A 16168-nucleotide genomic window follows, 5' to 3' on the forward strand; every position below is an offset into this window, starting at 1 on the left:
ACCGGCGCGCACTCCACGGTGCTCACCGCCAGCTCGACCTCGGAATCCTGGCGCCCACGTCGCTGCGGGTCACGGTCGGTGGTGTTCGGCTGTGGGGCTGCTTCGTCATCATCGACCCCTCGGCCTCAGCCGCCGCTATTTGAGGAGGCGGTCCATGCGTCGGTCGCTCAGTCGCTTCCCACCGGTCTGGCACCCGGGGCAGTACTGGAGCGACCGGTCGGTGAAGGAGACCTCGGCGATCGTCGTCCCGCACACCGGGCACGTCTGACCGGTCCTCCCGTGCACGCGCAGCAGCTTCTTCTTCGCGGCCTTGATCTTCGCCGGGGGCAGCCCCGAAAGCGCCTCCCGTGCCGCAGTGAGCACCGAGGTCATCGCTGCGAACACGGCATCGGCATCGGCCTTGTTCGCCGTCGCGAACGGGGAGATCTTCGCGGTGTGGAGGATCTCGTCGGAGAAGGCGTTGCCGATGCCCGCGACGACGCTCTGATCGTCGAGCACAGTCTTGACCCGTGAGGTCGTCCCGGCGAGCGCGGCGGCGAACTGCTCCGCGGTGATCTCCAGGGCGTCGGGACCCGCATCGGCGAGCGCAGCGACATCGCCGAGGTCGCGGACGAGGGACACGGACGCATTCTTCTTCGTCCCCGCCTCGGTGAGGTCGAACCCTGAACCAGAAGCGAACGTGACCCGCATCCCCAGCGGCCCCTTCCCCATCCGCACCGGCGTCGACGGCGCGGCATCGTGCCAGACCAGCCAGCCGGCGCGGGCGAATCGGCACACCAGGGACAGCCCGTCGAAGTCGATGACGAGCGCTTTGCCGACGCGCCTCACCCCGGTGATCTCGAGCCCGATGACGGCGTCGAGCGGCGGGTCGGCGGTGTGCAGCAGCGAGAGCTCGGCGATGTCGACCTGCGCGATGAACTCACCGACGAGACGCGGGGTGAGGAAGTCGACGAGCGCTGAGACCTCGGGCAGTTCCGGCATGTGTCCAGTATGCGCCCGCCTCACTCCCGCACAAGGGACAGCCGCCGGAGGATGACGACCATGCCGAGACCTGCGCAGACGGCGCTGACACCGAACGGCCCGATGAGACCGAACCGCTGCAGGGCGAGCCCGGCGAGGACCGGTCCGACCGCCGCACCGAGGTTGAGCGCGACCGTCGCGAACGACCCGCCGAGTGTCGGGGCACCGGCGGCAGTGGCGACGATGCGCGCAATGAGAGTGCTGCCGATCGCGAACGAGAGGAATCCGATCAGCGGGGTGAGCACCCAGAGCATGACCGCGCCGAGGCGGCCGTCCGTCCCCGCCCCCGTGACCGTGAGGGCGAGCCCGATCCAGGTGAGCACGAGGACGGGCCCGAGCACCCCGAGGAGCCGCCTCCACCGTGCATCGGCGAACCGACCGGCGACGCTGACCCCGCAAAAGGCGCCGGTGCCGAACACCGCGAGGAGCACGGGCACGGCGGCACCGGTGAGACCGTGCGCGACCTCGGTGACCGCCGCGAGATACGTGAACGCCCCGAACGTCGCGGCGTTGACGAGCACCGCGACAGCGATGACGACGAGGAGGTCCGGGGAGCGCAGCGACAAGAGCTCGGCGCGCAGCGGAATCCGGTCGGCCGCGTGCGCGGTCCCTCCCGGGGCGGCCGCGAGAACGCCGAGGAGCGCGGGCACGCAGAGGGCGGCGATCACCCACAGCGCCGACCGCCAGCCGAAGCCGGCGGCGAGGAACGCCCCCGCCGGCACCCCGGCGATGAGCGCGAGCGTCGTCCCGGCGAGGACGACCCCGATCGCCCGACCCTGTCGCCCGGGGGCGACGAGTCGGGGGATGAGAGCGAGCGTGACCGCCACGAACCCCGCATTGGCGACAGCGGCGAGACTGCGGGTGGCGACGAGGACGGGGAACGAGTCGGTGAGCGCACCGCCGACATGAGCGAGGACGAAGACGACGAGGAAACCCGTCAGCGCGAACCGCGGCGAGAACCGACGGCTCGCCGCCGCCATCACCGGGGCGCCGACGACCATGCCCACGGCGAATGCGGTGGTCAGCAGCCCCGCCTCGGCGAGGGAGACGTCGAGATCACGGGAGATGTCGGTGAGCAGACCGACGAGGACGAATTCGGAGGTGCCCTGCGCGAACACGGCGAGGGCAAGGAGATAGAGCAGCACAGGCATGAAGCAGCCTTTCGGACACAGCAGCGTCAGGGATGAACCGTCTGGCACTGCCGGTGCCGGGATGAGGATCTCCGGACTATCGGCGTGCCGACAGCCCGGTCCTGGATGCTTCTGGTGTGCTCACGCGTCCAAGGCTAATGGGGGCGTGGGGGAACAGCAACGCCCCGGGGCGGATCACGCCCCGAGGCGGGTCCCGGGTGTGGTGCGGGTCAGCCCTGGGAGCCGGCGGCACTGCCGCCGGAGCCGCTGCTGCCTGAGCCGGATCCGGAGCCGCCGCTGCCGGAACCACCCGATCCGCTCGAGCCGTTGCCGCCCGAGCCGGATCCGCTGCTCGAGCCGCTGCCACCGGAATCCGAGCCGCTGCCGCTGCTGCCCGAACCGGAGGTTCCCGAGTCGCTGCTCGTGCTGCTGCCCGAGCCGTCCGAGGTCGACGAGGAGTCCGAGCTCGAGCTGCTCGACCCGGAGGTGTCCGAGGACGTGCCGCTCGTGTCGCTGCTCGAGTTCGTGCCCTGATCCGTGCCGGTCTGATCGCTGTTCGACGAGGACGTCGAGCTCTGATCGCTCTCCCCCGACGTCGAGGAGCTGCTGTCGCTGCTGGTGTTTCTGCCGCTCTCCCCGCTCGAGCTCCCGGAGTTCGAACCGCCGTCGCTGCCGCCGTCGCTCGATGACGATCCGGACTCGTCGCCGCTGCCGGAGTCGCCGGTCACCGATCGCGAGATCTGCGAGGTGCCCGGCGAGATGTCGGCCTGCGTGAGGTTCTCGGCGATGACGACGCCGCCGAGGCCGATGCCGAACGCGGCGACGCCGATGGCCACCGGGTAGAGGACGCGCTTGCGCTTGAGCTTCTGCAGCCACGACTTCGGCTCGTCGTCGGCATCTGTGCCCGCGGCCGCCTCGGCGTTCGCCTCCGTCTCGTCGAGGTTGCCGAACGCCGAATCGGTGCGCGACGGATCGCCGTCGACGGCACCGTAAACCGCCGTGGCGTCCGGATCTGCACTGCCGGGTGCTGTGCTGCCTAAGGATGTGCTGCCGGGAACCGTGCCGTACACGGCAGTCTGGTCGCTGCCGGGGGCGTCAGGGTTCGTGCTGCCGGGGGCGCCGGCACCGGGGCCGACGAGCGGGAGGGTCGCGCCCTTCTTTACGGCAGGGGCGAGCTTCGACCCGACCTCCTTGACGGCTTCCTTGCCCTTCTCGATGCTCTTGCTGTAGATGCTCACAGCGAGCGCGGTGACGATGCTCGCGATGCCCGCCCCGATGACGGTTCCGGCCACACCGAGCTGGCCGCCGACGATCGACGACGTCGCGGCCGCACCGGCGCCGGCGAGCAGCTGGGTCGCGGAGATCCCGTTGCCGCCCTTCTCCTTCTTCTCGTCCGTGCTCTCGTCACCGTCGGTGGTGTCGAGCGTCGTCGTCTCCGCGGCGACCGCGGGCGCGACTGATGTCGGCTGCGCGGCCGTCTGCTGGGCGTGAACAGGCTCGGTGTGCGCCGGCCGGCTCTCGGTGACGGGACCGTCGCGACGAATCGGGTTGGGCGGCAGGACAGGCTGATGGGCAGCCGTCATCTCCTCCGTGACCATCGGCAGGGCCTGGGACGGCCGGCTCTCCTGCGGAGTCGATCCCGTTGCGGGATCGTTCGGGTCATGCGGATCTCTGTTCTGCGGCGCCAACGTACCTCCAAGACTGTGTGACTCTCCCCAGTATTCTCCGCCGAGGTCCGGAGACGCTGACCGGGGTCCCCCGAAACTGAGAGCCGTCTGGACGCCGACGCCTGGCCCGTCCCCCATGACCTGGACCGATGCGCGGTCGTGTGACGGGCGGAACAGGCGACTGACATGGTTTGTCCAGGAACCTTGTCACCCGTCAGGCGAATCCGATCCCGCCGAGGCGGTCCCCCGGCCCCATGGCATCGTCGTCGCCGAGGCGGAGGAGATCGAAGCGGCGCCAGTGCGGGCCGTCGGTGAGGGCGAGTGCGAACCGCGGCCGAGCGGACTCGCCGGGCTCTGCCGTCCCGGTGGGGTCGAGGATCGTCGTGGGCTCGAGCATCATCGTCAGCGGCGGCAGCGTCGCCTCGTCGGTGACGACCATGAGGTTGACGGCGAAGGTCGGGGCCGCGAGGTCGGTGAGCGCGACGGCATCGGACCCGGAGAAGCGCAGCGGTGATCCGGGGCCGGCCCGGTGCGCGGTGCCGGCGATGTCGAGGACCACCTCGGCGTCGGTGGGAAGGAACGTCCGGTCGAGTCCGGGCAGGGAGGAGAACGGACCGGTCCGCTCGAGGCGGGCGATGCTCAGCCGCCACGAACGCCGGTCGGGGGTGAGCGCCGTGGAGGCGTCGAGGGAGACGAGCTCGGTCGTCTCGCCCGCGCCGTTGGCCCAGGGAACAGGGACGATGTCGGCGAACGACGCGATGATCTCCATGGCATCCATCGTAGGTGCGCCCGCCGTCGTCAGCGCGGGTGAGGGGCTAGCCTGGGAGCACACGGACCTCCGGCAAGGAAGCAGCGATGACCGTTCCGCCCCGCCCTGACTCGTCTGACAAGTCAGATTCATCTGACACTTCAGGCTCGTCTCGCCCGCCGCACCTCGATCCCGGTGACGGCCTCACCGAGGAGATCGTCACGCTCGCCGACGGCCGCCGCATCCGCACCGTCACCGCAGGTGAGGCGCCTGGTCCGTGCATCGTCTTCGAAGCGGGCATGGGTGCCTCGGCGGCTGCCTGGACGCACATCCAACGGGAGGTCGCCACCCGCACCCGGACCGTGTCCTACGACCGCGCGAACATCGGCGGCAGCGCTGACGACCGGAGTCCGCGCAGTCTCGAGCGGATCGTCGACGACCTCGCCGAGGTGGTCGACCAGGTCGCCGGGAACACGCCGGTCGTCCTCGTCGGCCACAGCTGGGGCGGACCGATCGTCAGACTCTTCGCGCACCTCAACCCCGAGCGGGTCGCCGGGATGGTGCTCGTCGATGCGACCGCCTCGGCGATCCTCTCCCCTGCGGTCGCGGCCCTCAACGCCGGTTCGATGCGGCTCGGGTCGCTGCTCATCCGGGCCGGCCAGGGCGATCGCTTCACCCGAACGCTCCTGCCCGACGGGGCATCACCGCTGATCACCGAGGCGGATCTCGCCCTGTTCTGGCGCGACTCGCTCACCCAGCGGGCGATGCGCATGGCGCTGCGCGAGGAACGGCATGTCACCTCGTCGATCGCGCTCATGCGGATGCTCGAACGCGACGGCGGACCGGACGTGCCCGGCGTCGTCCTCCAGGGCGGTCGGCAGCGGGGACTGCTCGAGCGGCGGATGCGCTCGCGCCAGAACGCGGCGGCGGCGACGATCGTCGACGCGATGCCGCAGGGCAGGCTCGTCGTCCTCGAGGACGCCGGGCATCTCGTCACCCATGAGCGTCCCGATGCCGTCATCGACGCCGTCGACGACGTGCTGTCGCGCTGAGTCTCAGTTGACGCAGAGACAGAACGGGTGACCGGCCGGGTCGAGGAAGACGCGGAATGTCTCCCCCGGCTGGACGGCGGCCTTCCCGGCGCCGAGCCCGATGACCTCCGCCTCGGCGGCATCGAGGTCATCGACCATGACGTCGATGTGCATCTGCTGCGGGTGCTCCTGGCTCGGCCAGCTCGGGGCGTGGTAGTCCTCGACCTGCTGGAAGCAGATGGGCGGCCAGGAATCGGACGTGATCTCGGCCCATGTGCCGTCGTCGTCGACGCGGACCTGCCAGTCGAGGAGTTCGCCGTAGAACTGGGCGAGCTCACCAGCATCCGGAGCATCGAGAACGACCACGGGCTGCTTTGCGATAGCCATGGTCCTGAGTCTACGCCGCAGGGCGGACACGACCCAGGGAATCACCGACTCGATAGAATTGTTGAGCAATAACAGCGCACCTGCCAGAGCCACGGCGCATGAGAGGACTTCGATGAGCACGCACACCCTGCCGGTCGCGGACGGTCCCGCGGTCTACGTCATCCACGACAATCCCGAGTGGATCCCGCCGTTCGCTGACGCCTTCGCCGACCTCGGCGTCGAGCTCGTCGAGTGGCTGCTGCCCGGTGCCGCGATCGACCTCGCCGCCGCCCCGCCCGAGGGCGTCTTCTGGTCCCGACTCTCGGCATCGTCGCACACCCGCACGGACCCCCACGTCAAGGAGTACGGACGCGCGGTCCTCGCGTGGCTCGAGGCCGCAGGCCGCACCGTCGTCAACGGCTCGCAGGTCCTCGAGCTCGAGGTCAGCAAGATCCGCCAGCACCGCGTGCTCGCCGCGCACGGGATCGACGTGCCGGCCACCTCGGCGGCCTTCGGATCAGCGGCGATCGCCGAGGTGGCTGCCGGGTTCGCGCCCCCGTTCATCACGAAGCACAACCAGGGCGGCAAGGGACTGGGCGTGCGCCGCTTCGACTCGCACGCCGAGCTCGAGGCCGCCGTGGCCGACTTCGCCCCCGACGGGTCCACCGAGCCGATCGACGGCATCACCCTCGTCCAGGAGTACCTGCAGCCGGCCGCGCCGTTCATCACGCGCGCCGAGTTCATCGGCGGCCGCTTCCACTACGCCGTCGCCGTCGACGTCTCCGCCGGCTCCTTCGAACTCTGCCCCGCCGATGCCTGCGCCGTTCCCGGGACGGCCGGCAGCCTCGGCGACAGTCAGTTCACCCGGCGCGACGAGATCACCGCGGACACCCCGCTCATCGGTCGGCTCGAAGCGCTGCTCACCGAACTCGGCATCGACTTCGCCGGGGTCGAATTCATCGACACCGCCGACGGTCGCCAGGTCGTCTACGACATCAACACGAACACGAACTACAACGCCGAGGTCGAGGCCGGCGAGCGTGCGGCCGGCCGTCAGCCTGCCGCCGTCCGGCTGGCCGAGGTGCTCGGCGCGAAGCTCGAGGCCGCCCATCATGACGCAGCTGTGGCGGCACCGGTCGGCTGATAGTCTCGAACCACCACAGGGGAGCGCCGCGACCGGCGCTGAGAGTGCGCACGCAGACCCTTAGAACCTGATCCGGGTGACACCGGCGGAGGAAGATGGAGGCTCATCATGATCACAGTCGCGACCGGCGGAGCCGTGCCCGAGCTGCGGGCGAGCGCCGAGGCGGAGTGGACCGCGGCGACCCATCACCGGTTCGTCTCCGAGCTCTTCGCGGGCACCGTCGACGACGCGGTGATGGCGAAGTACCTCGTCCAGGACTACCAGTTCTTCGATGACTTCCTCTCGATGCTCGGCGCCAGCGTCGCCCACGCCGACACCATCACCGCGAAGCTCCGGTTCGCCCAGCAGCTCGGGTTCCTCGCCGCCGATGAGGATTCGTACTTCCTCCGCGCCTTCGCCGAGGTGGGGGTGGAGCCCGCGGACTACACCGATCCCCAGCTCACCGAGGTGACCGCGGGGTTCCGCGACGTCATGCGCGAGGCGGTCGCCGCGGCGTCGTACCCCGACGTCCTCGTCGTCCTCGTCATCGCCGAATGGCTCTACCTCGAGTGGGGCGAGCAGGATCGGGCCATGCCGAGCCGCGACCTCCACACCGGGTGGATCGACCTCCACCGCGGGGAGGCCTTCACCGGCTGGGTGCAGTTCCTCGTCGACGAACTCGAACGGGTGTACCGCGCGGGGACGATGCGGCATCGGCTGCCGCCCGGCAGCGCCTGGCCGATCTGTGGCAGCGGGCCGTCGGGCTCGAACGCGCGTTCTTCGACGAGGCGTACCGGTGACCGCGCTGCCGGGCCAGGCTGCTTCTCGTACCGGCTAGGGCTACTTCTCGTAGACTTCGGCGGCAGCGGAGAAGAGGAGCGAGATGCCCACGGCTCCGGCGTCGGGTGTGCCGGCTCCGCGGCCGTCGACGTAGCTCGCCCGACCCCGCCTCGCCTGCATGTCGGCCGTCGCCTGTGCCGCCTCGGCGGCGGTCTGCGCCGCTGAGGCGAATCCCTTCCCGAACGCCGAGGCGGTGGGATGGAGGACGTCGACGACGGTCCGATCCCCGGTCTCAGCGCCGCCGACGCGCTGGATCGCCGCGCATCCGGCCGCCGTCGCCCGCTTCCAGAGGTCAGACGCGGTCTCGCGGTGGGTGTCGGCGTCGAGTTCGGCGTAACCGGCGCTGAGCTCGTGGAAGAGCAGGCCGAGGAGCGGTCCGCTCGTGCCGCCGACGCCGCCGAGGAACGCCGCTTCGGCTGCGGCGAATCCCGCGGCCTCGGAGGAGTCGACGAGTCGAGTGGCGTGGCGCAGTCCACCGCGGAGGTTGTCCCCGAAGTCCCCGTCACCGCCCACCTGATCGAGTTCCGTCAGATGGGCGTGCTGCTCCTCGACGAGTTCGGCGAACCGGCGGAGCACCGCGGTCTCGAGATCCGTGTCCCCACCGGCTGCCGTCCGCTGCCGCAGAGAGTCGGCGGTCGACGTCGGCTCCTGCGCACTCCGCGTCGCCGCTGCCGTCGGCACCGCCTCGGCGTGCGCGGACTCACCGCCGCGGGTGGGGAACGCCGCGGTGCGGGAGGCGGCGTTCCACCAGTCGAGCCAGGACGGCTGCAGGCGGGTGACGGTGAGGGAGAACCCGGTCATGTCGAGCGCGGTGACATAGCTGCCGACAAGGGACGCGGCGATCGACTCGCCTGCGGTCTCGAGGGCGGCACCGAGGGCGTCGTGGACATTGAAGAGTTCGATCTGGGTCGTCGCGCCGAGTCCGTTGACGAGGACGAGGAGCTCGTCGTCGGCCGGGGTGCCGGGAACCGCGGCGAGGAGCTCACGGCACATCCGGTCGATGAGAGCCTCGAAGCCGTCGTGCGGAATCGAGGTCGCTGCGCGCTCACCGTGGATGCCGACGCCGTATTCGAGGGTGCCCTCGGGAAGGTCGAACGCGGGCCGACCGGTGTGGGCATCGGTCTGGGCGCGAGCGGCCACGGCGAGGCTCCGGGACCGGGCGACCACCTCGGCGCCGAGGTCGGCAAGCTCGTCGAGACCCCACCCGGCGTCGGCGGCAGCGCCGAGGATCTTCTCGACGATGACGGTCGCCCCGGTGCCGCGGCGGCCGGTCTCGGTGTCGTCGCTGTCGGTGGCGATGTCGTCGTCGACGAGCACGGTCGCCACGGGGATGCCGGCGGCGCGGAGACGTTCGGCGGCGATGCCGAAGTTGATGACGTCGCCCGTGTAGTTCTTGACGATGTGGAGGACGCCGTCGGGGCCGGCCACCGCCTGCGACGCCGCGAAGATCTGCGCGTTGTGCGGTGAGGCGAAGACCTCACCGGGGACGGCGGCGTCGAGCATGCCCGGGCCGACGAAGCCGACGTGCATCGGTTCGTGACCGGAGCCGCCGCCGGAGACGAGGCCGACGGTCCGCGTCGGGGACTGCGCTGTCGAACTCACGAACAGGGGATCCTCGGTGAGCGCGACGAGATCGCTGTGGGCCCGGGCGAACCCGCGCAGCGCTGAGGGGATCGGGGTGGACGAGACGAAGAACGCGTTCATGACGGCCAGCCTAACGTCCGGTGATGCCGGGCACCACGTGGCACTATTGACCGATGAACGATTCCCCTGCCGAGTCCGGACGCATTCCGTTCGGGCTGTTCTGCCCCGAGATCATCGAGACCGTCCCGCCGCGGTTCTTCCCCACCACCGTGTGGGGGTACTTCGAAACGGAGAACGCGGACGGGGAGACCGGGTGGATCGAGCGCACCTCCGACGGGGCGTCGTACGCGACGATCCTCTCGCAGATCTCGGGCTTCCTCGTCGAAACCGAAGCCGCGAACGCGTGGGTCGATGACGAGGTGCCGATCGATGATGACAGCGCGGAGGATGGAGAAGCGCAGGACAGGACGTTGTCCCAGCTCAGCGGCGATGTCCTCGTCGAAGAGGCCTCGGCGGCACTGTCCCAGCTCACGGTCTTCCCGCTGCCGCCCGGGCATGAGGCCACCGGCCGCTACGTCGCCCTCATCTGCGATGACGACCCGTTCGAATCCGGCAACGTCGAACTCCTCACCGAGGATGTCAGCAGCGAGCTCGTCGAGGGGCTGCTCCGTGTGGCTCAGGCGCGGTTCGCCGAGACGCTCTCGTTCAGTCCCTTCGACGACGATGACGAGGAATCGGACGAAGACGAGGGCAGCGCCGGCCCGTCTGTGACGACCCCGGATGCCCCCGACGACTCCCTCCCGGGCGTGACGACGTTCGGTGAGCTCTTCGCCGGCTGGGTGTTCCTGCCTCTGCCGGATGACGTCGACGTCAGCGCCGTCTGGTCGCTCATCCTCACCACCGGCTCGGATGGCGGAATCCAGCGATACACCCGGCGCACGCCGCTGCTCGATGAGAACGTGCTCGCGGGTGCCCTGGCGCGGATGGTGTTCGAAGTCGAGGCGGGCCTCCTCGACAGTTTCGACGATGACGACGACCCCGCGCGGCTGACGCGGGAGACGCTGCCCGAACTGAGCTCCCTCGTCCCCGACGACTCACCGACGCGTCCGCTCGATCCGCGGATCGCCACGCTCGCGACGCGGGCCCTGCCCGCCGGTGAGACCCCGATCGTCGCGAGTCTCCTCCTCTTCGGCACCGATCGACTCGGGTCGAGCACCGTCCTCTGCGACTGGGTGACGACACCGGATGCGGTCGCCATCGGTGATGTCGAGTACGACGGCTTCGAAGAGCTCGGCCTCGCCCGCTCCGCATTGCGCGACCTCCTCCAGAACGGCCTCGGCGAGTTCTGAGGCACAAGCGACGTTCTGGCGCATGAGAGACTGAACCCATGAGCACTGAGCTGGATGTCGCTGTCGTCGGATCGGGTCCCAACGGTTTGGCCGCCGCCGTGACGATGGCCAGGGCAGGGCTGTCCGTCGAGGTCTTCGAAGCCCAGCCGACGATCGGCGGCGGAGCGCGCACCCTCGACCTCGGGCTCGCCCCGGGCATCACGAACGACATCTGCTCGGCCGTCCACCCGCTCGCGATCGCCAGCCCCTTCTTCGTCGACTTCGACCTGCGCGCCCGCGGCCTGGAGTTCACCACCCCGGAGATCTCCTACGCCCAACCGCTCGACGGTCAGCCCGCCGCGCTGGCCTTCCACGATCTTGCGACGACGGTCGACCACCTCGGCGAGGCCGGCCCGGAATGGGATCGGTTCTTCCGTCCCCTCCTCGACCGCGTCGACGACACGATCTGGCTCTCCCTCGGCGACAAGCGCTCGATCCCCCCGACCCTGCGCGACGTCGACGGGATCGCGAACATCGTGAAGTTCGGGATGCGTCTGCTCTCGCAGGCGAGCCCCGCGTGGAACATCCCGCTCTCCCACGAGACCACGCAGGCGCTCTTCACCGGTGTCGGCTCCCACGCGATCGGCCCCCTGCCGGGCATGGGCACCGCGGCCACGGCGACGATGCTCGCGACGATCGCCCACGCCGGCGGCTGGCCGTCCCCGATCGGCGGGTCGCAGGCGATCACCGATGAACTCGTCGCCGACCTCGAAGCCCACGGCGGCAGGGTCACCGCCGACGCCCGGATCAGCCACGTCTCCGATATGCCCGCGGCCCGCGCCTACATCCTCGACACCTCGGCGCTGAATGCCGCCCAGATCTTCTCCGGCCTCCTGCCCGCCCACGTCGACCGCGCCCTGCGGGCCTTCAAACACGGCAACGCCGCGGCGAAGGTCGACTTCGTGCTCAATGGTCCCGTCCCCTGGGCCGACCCGAACGTCGCCCGCGCCGGCACCGTCCACCTCGGCGGCACACGGGCGCAGATGGCCGAGGCCGAGGGCGACGTCGTCGCCGGGCGCATGCCCGACCACCCCGTCTGCCTCGTCTCCGACCCGACGGTCTTCGACCCCTCCCGCGAGGTGAACGGTCTGCGGCCGCTGTGGACGTACTGCCACGTCCCCTTCGACTGCCCGATCGACCCCGCCGACTACATCATCAGGCAGCTCGAGCGCTTCGCCCCCGGATTCCGCGACACGATCGTCGACTACCGGTCGGTGCCCGCCTCGGAGATGGCCGGACACAACCAGAACTACCAGGGCGGGGACATCGCCACCGGCATCATCACCTTCTACCGCATGCTCGCCCGCCCGCGGACGAACTGGGACAACTACAGCCTCGGGGTGCCCGGCGCCTACCTCTGCTCCGCGGCGACCCCACCGGCCCCCGGCGTCCACGGCATGAACGGCTGGTTCGCCGCCCAGCGCGCGCTCAAGCACCGCTTCGGCATCGACGAGACCCCGAGCCTCGCCCCGGAGACCGTGAGCCGGTAACCGCTCCAGCGACTCTGACTCTGCCCCTCCCCGCACGTTAGGCACCGCATGAGCCATCCGCCCCAGCCTCACCCCCAGCCACACCCTCAGCCGCACCCCCAATCCGCTCCCCCACCCACCGCGGGACCGCCTCGGCGCGCGTTCGCTCCCGACCTCGCCCGCGGCTTCATGCTCTGCCTCATCGGGATCGCCAACGTCTCGGCCTACCTGTAGGGCACGTCGAGCGCCGACTCCCTGACCGGCCATCCGCCGAGCGACTCCGCCCTCGACGTCGTGCTGTCCGTGCTCACGATCCTCTTCGTCGACGGCAGCATCTACCCGATGTTCGCGTTCCTCTTCGGCTACGGCATCGTCCAGTTCGCCCGCAACCGCACCGCCGCCGGCGACAGCCCCCAGTCGATCACGCGGATGCTCCTGCGCCGCCACCTCTGGCTCGTCATCTTCGGCTTCGTCCACGCCGCGCTCCTCTTCGGCGGCGACATCCTCGGCGCGTACGGCCTGTGCGGGCTCGCCCTCGGCTACCTCATCGTCAACGCGCGCGACCGCATCCTCACCATCACCGCGTGGGTGCTCACCGGCGTCCTCGTCCTCTTCGTCCTCGTCCAGATCGGGTTCGTCGCACTGGCGCTGGCCTTGGGCGGCGGGACCGACACCGAGGTGGCCGCCGGGTCCGACGGGGAGGACGTCGTCGCCGCGAACACGATCCTCGGCAGCCTGCTCACCCAGGGTGCGGACGAACCGAACTACCTGCTGGCCGCCGGCATCCGCCTCCTCGTCTGGGTGATGGCGACCGTGCTCAGCATGCTCGCGCTCACCGTGCCGATCACCATCATCCTCGGCGGACTCGCCGCCCGGCACTGGTGGATCGAACCGCGACCGGCGGAGTCGGGAACGGCACCCAACGCCGAGGCGGCCCGCCGTCCCCGTCTCGGCCTCGTCGCCGCGATCGGCGTTCCCGTCGGTGTCCTCGGGGCGCTGCCCCGGGCTCTTGCATACCTCGGCTGGGTGCCGGAGGACGCGGCGTTCGTCCAGCTCTTCAGCGGGCTCAGCTCCCTCACCGGCGCCTGCGCCGGCATCGGGTACGCGGCTCTGTTCGGCCTCATCGGGCTGCGCGTCCAGAACCGTCCGCCGAGGCTTCTGCTGCCTGTGGCCTACCTCGGCAAACGCTCGCTGAGCTTCTACCTCCTCCAGTCGTGATCTTCGCCCCACTGCTCACCGCATGGGGCTTCGGCCTCGGCGGAACGTGGAACACGACCCCGGCGTTCCTCCTCGCCATCGGCGTCTGGCTCGTCTCGCTCGGCCTCGCGACGTGGTTGGAGAGGAAGAACGCCAAAGGCCCCGCCGAGGTGGTGCTCCGCCGGCTCACCTACGGACGGTGAGGCCGGGGTGAGCCACCCACGCGTACGCATCGTCGTCGAACGACCAATCGACGACCTCGGTGATGCCGCTGATCGCGTCGGTGAGCCAGTACGTCGTGTCGGGGTTCCATCCGGCCATGAGACTCGCCGTGTTGCAGTCGGTGTTGCCGCGGAAGGGCGCATCACCTCGTCCATCCACGATGCTGTCGTCGCTCACATCGATGACGACACCGGCGGTGCGCACGTACCCGGCCAGGCTGACATGGACGCCGTCGAACTGCTCAGCCACACGTGACCAGTCGGGGATGACCCAGCGACCCTTGCGTCCGGTGGCTTCGAACCACACCTCTCGCCGCTGCGCGGTGAGATCGAGCGGAAACCTCCGGCAGAGCGCAGCCCACTGCTCCGGACCGCTGACGGTGAACACGCGGGAGGTGTCCCGCAGACGCACCCGTCGCGCTCTCGCTCGTTCGAGTCCGAAATCGTCCTCGACCAGGCCAAGACCGATGGGCTCTCCGCTCGGCCACGTCCCGGTCGTCGACCAGAGCTCAACCGCAGGGGTCGACCACCACTCCCCCGCGCCGACGTCGAAGGGGCTGAGACGGTAGGCGCGGCGAGACGACTCCTCTTCGGCCATCACTTCTGCACGCCACTGAGCCAGACTCGTCGCCGCCTCATCGGTCGGCAGCGACGGCTCCACACCGCCGAGAGGACTGAGGAGATCGGTCGGATCCGCACCGAGCACCCGCCTCGTCGCGTCACGGTTGGGCGGGTCGTCCCACGTCAGCTCCCACTGGTCGTCGACATGGGGACCACGCGACCATGTCTCGAGGAGTCCGCTGTCGACAACGGCTTCGGCCCACGGACCCAGAGCATCGACCATCTCCGGATCCTCGGCAAGGACCGCATCGGAATGCGGCGGCTGCCAGTACATCGCTCCAGCGATGACCGCGACCATTGCGTGTTCGAGGTCGGTCTGAGTCGGTGGGACCGGATCGAGGCTTCGCAGTGCTTGCGCGACCTCGGTCGGCTGCACGTTGCGAAGATGGGTCTCACCGTCATCGCCGCCGTAGACGGCCGAGTCGATCCCTCGCTGCCTGTCGAGCACGCAGACGGCACGGTGCATCGCTTCGCTGACAACAGCGAACGGAACCGTCTGGTCCGAGTCCGGGCTCTCGCCACTGGTGACGAGATTGAGCACGAGTGACCGTCCCGCGGGGACGCGAGCAGGTCATCGACCGTCAGCGGCCCACCGAGGTGGAACGAGGCGGGCGATTGGGCACCCGGAGCGTGGTGGTCGTCAGGCATGGTCTCACCCTAGACGGCCTGGACCTGCGCACGACCGGAGCGAGAAGAACCGTGATCGAATCGCGCCTCGGCAGGCTCACCGGGTGCCAGACGTCCCTGCGGGGACGTCCTCGTCCGACTCGCTCTCCGACCCGACCCCAGCCTCGGCATCGGCAGCCTCCGGCACGATGGGCACGGGATCGGGCACCGCCTCGGCGATCGCCCCTGCAGCCGCGCGCGGCCCGACGCCTGCGCGCAGTCCGGCACCTGCCCGCAGACCGGCACCGAGGACGCCGATGATGACGAGTGCTGCCCCGCAGAGCTCGCCGATGGTCACGGTCTCCCCGAAGGCGAACCATGCCGCGCTCATGCCGACGATGGGCACGAGCATCGAGAACGGGGCGACGACGCCGGCGGGGTTGCGCGAGAGCAGCCACGACCACACGCCCGACCCGATGACCGTGGCGATGACGACGGTGTAGACGAGCCCGGCGATGCCGAGCAGACCGGTCGGCGTCGCCAGCGTCGTCAGGGATGTCCCGATCCGGTCGGGGCCTTCGACGAGCAGGGCGAGGAGGAGCATGGGCACGGGCGGGACGACCGACATCCACATCGTGAACTTCACGGGTTCGACCGAATGCGCCTGCCGGTTGCAGATGTTGCCGATCGCCCAGCCGAAGGCGCCGGCGAGCGTGAGGAGGAACGGCAGGAAGCTCGCGCTCGAGTCGAGCCGCTGCCACCCGACGACACCGAGCCCGGCCATGGCGAGCAGGAGGAACGCCATCTGCGAGGCGCGCACCCGCTCCCGCAGCACCGTCATCCCGAGGAGGACGGTGAACGGCCCCGAGGCCTGAAGGACGAGGGAGGCGAGTCCGGCGGGCATGCCGGCGGCCATCGCCCAGTAGAGAAACGCGAACTGGAGGATGCCGAAGCCGAGCCCGTAGCCGAGGATCCACCGGAACCGCACCCGCGGCATGGGGACGAAGAGGAGTGCGGGGATCGCGAGGAGGGAGAAGCGCAGCGCGACGAGGAAGAACGGCGGGAACTGGTCGAGGGAGAGGTCGATCGCGAGGAAGTTGAGTCCCCACATCACGGCCACCGAGGCGGCGAGGAGGCAGTGTCTGGCAGTCATGACT

Annotated in this window: 14 protein-coding genes, 1 pseudogene and 1 riboswitch; of the genes and pseudogenes, 7 read left to right on the forward strand and 8 right to left on the reverse strand. The window is 70.0% G+C overall.

Going from position 1 to position 16168, the window contains the following annotated elements; all coding sequences use genetic code 11:
* Positions 1–135 precede the first annotated feature (135 nt).
* From AC2W7K_RS06515 to AC2W7K_RS06530, 4 genes are all read right to left on the reverse strand, one after another.
* On the reverse strand, positions 136–981 hold the full coding sequence (locus AC2W7K_RS06515; RefSeq protein ID WP_198500540.1) for a DNA-formamidopyrimidine glycosylase family protein: 846 nt from the start codon (positions 979–981) through the stop codon (positions 136–138).
* A 20-nt stretch (positions 982–1001) separates the two neighbouring features.
* Positions 1002–2171, reverse strand: coding sequence for a Cmx/CmrA family chloramphenicol efflux MFS transporter (locus AC2W7K_RS06520; RefSeq protein ID WP_198500539.1), 1170 nt, complete (start codon positions 2169–2171; stop codon positions 1002–1004).
* Positions 2172–2380: 209 nt separating this feature from the next.
* The gene (locus AC2W7K_RS06525) at positions 2381–3733 is read right to left on the reverse strand and encodes a hypothetical protein (RefSeq protein WP_486005904.1); all 1353 of its coding nucleotides are present in this window, start codon (positions 3731–3733) and stop codon (positions 2381–2383) included.
* 298 nt (positions 3734–4031) lie between these two features.
* Positions 4032–4586 (reverse strand): HutD family protein, encoded by a 555-nt coding sequence (locus AC2W7K_RS06530; protein WP_198500537.1) that lies wholly within the window; start codon positions 4584–4586, stop codon positions 4032–4034.
* A gap of 86 nt (positions 4587–4672) precedes the next feature.
* Between AC2W7K_RS06530 and AC2W7K_RS06535 the strand changes: the two genes are divergently transcribed.
* Positions 4673–5617 carry an alpha/beta fold hydrolase gene (locus tag AC2W7K_RS06535; RefSeq protein WP_198500536.1) on the forward strand — a complete coding sequence of 315 codons (945 nt, stop codon included), beginning with the start codon at positions 4673–4675 and terminating at the stop codon, positions 5615–5617.
* A 3-nt stretch (positions 5618–5620) separates the two neighbouring features.
* Here the strand turns inward: AC2W7K_RS06535 and AC2W7K_RS06540 are convergent, their stop codons facing one another.
* Entirely contained in the window at positions 5621–5983 is a 363-nt protein-coding gene (locus AC2W7K_RS06540) for a VOC family protein (protein WP_198500535.1), read from the reverse strand.
* Positions 5984–6095: 112 nt separating this feature from the next.
* On the opposite strand from AC2W7K_RS06540, the gene AC2W7K_RS06545 reads away from it, so the two are divergent.
* Positions 6096–7106, forward strand: coding sequence for an ATP-grasp domain-containing protein (locus AC2W7K_RS06545; protein ID WP_198500534.1), 1011 nt, complete (start codon positions 6096–6098; stop codon positions 7104–7106).
* Between the two features lie 7 nt (positions 7107–7113).
* Positions 7114–7218: riboswitch (TPP riboswitch) on the forward strand.
* Positions 7215–7718: pseudogene (locus AC2W7K_RS06550) on the forward strand (TenA family protein); the annotation flags it as partial. Its footprint overlaps the riboswitch before it by 4 nt.
* A 207-nt stretch (positions 7719–7925) precedes the next feature.
* On the opposite strand, the gene AC2W7K_RS06555 reads toward AC2W7K_RS06550, so the two are convergent.
* Positions 7926–9629, reverse strand: a complete 1704-nt coding sequence (locus AC2W7K_RS06555; RefSeq protein WP_198500532.1) for a dihydroxyacetone kinase subunit DhaK — start codon at positions 9627–9629, stop codon at positions 7926–7928.
* A gap of 53 nt (positions 9630–9682) precedes the next feature.
* On the opposite strand from AC2W7K_RS06555, the gene AC2W7K_RS06560 reads away from it, so the two are divergent.
* The 4 genes from AC2W7K_RS06560 to AC2W7K_RS06575 all read left to right on the forward strand — a co-directional run bounded on the left by AC2W7K_RS06560 (position 9683) and on the right by AC2W7K_RS06575 (position 13766).
* Positions 9683–10858, forward strand: a complete 1176-nt coding sequence (locus tag AC2W7K_RS06560; RefSeq protein WP_198500531.1) for a PH domain-containing protein — start codon at positions 9683–9685, stop codon at positions 10856–10858.
* A gap of 38 nt (positions 10859–10896) precedes the next feature.
* Positions 10897–12387: a phytoene desaturase family protein gene (locus AC2W7K_RS06565; RefSeq protein WP_198500530.1), complete on the forward strand. Its 1491-nt coding sequence runs from the start codon at positions 10897–10899 to the stop codon at positions 12385–12387.
* Positions 12388–12660: 273 nt separating this feature from the next.
* Positions 12661–13584 (forward strand): DUF418 domain-containing protein, encoded by a 924-nt coding sequence (locus tag AC2W7K_RS06570; protein ID WP_486005905.1) that lies wholly within the window; start codon positions 12661–12663, stop codon positions 13582–13584.
* Positions 13581–13766, forward strand: coding sequence for a DUF418 domain-containing protein (locus tag AC2W7K_RS06575; protein ID WP_486005906.1), 186 nt, complete (start codon positions 13581–13583; stop codon positions 13764–13766). The genes AC2W7K_RS06570 and AC2W7K_RS06575 overlap by 4 nt, the downstream gene beginning before the upstream one ends.
* Here the strand turns inward: AC2W7K_RS06575 and AC2W7K_RS06580 are convergent.
* A complete protein-coding gene (locus AC2W7K_RS06580; RefSeq protein ID WP_486005907.1) occupies positions 13750–14871 on the reverse strand; it encodes a hypothetical protein in 1122 nt (373 codons plus the stop codon). The two genes, AC2W7K_RS06575 and AC2W7K_RS06580, sit on opposite strands and share 17 nt — an antisense overlap.
* Positions 14872–15129: 258 nt before the next feature.
* Entirely contained in the window at positions 15130–16164 is a 1035-nt protein-coding gene (locus tag AC2W7K_RS06585; RefSeq protein ID WP_198500528.1) for an EamA family transporter, read from the reverse strand.
* Positions 16165–16168 lie beyond the last annotated feature (4 nt).

Source organism: Brevibacterium sp. LAARM2_SD2, from assembly GCF_057364785.1.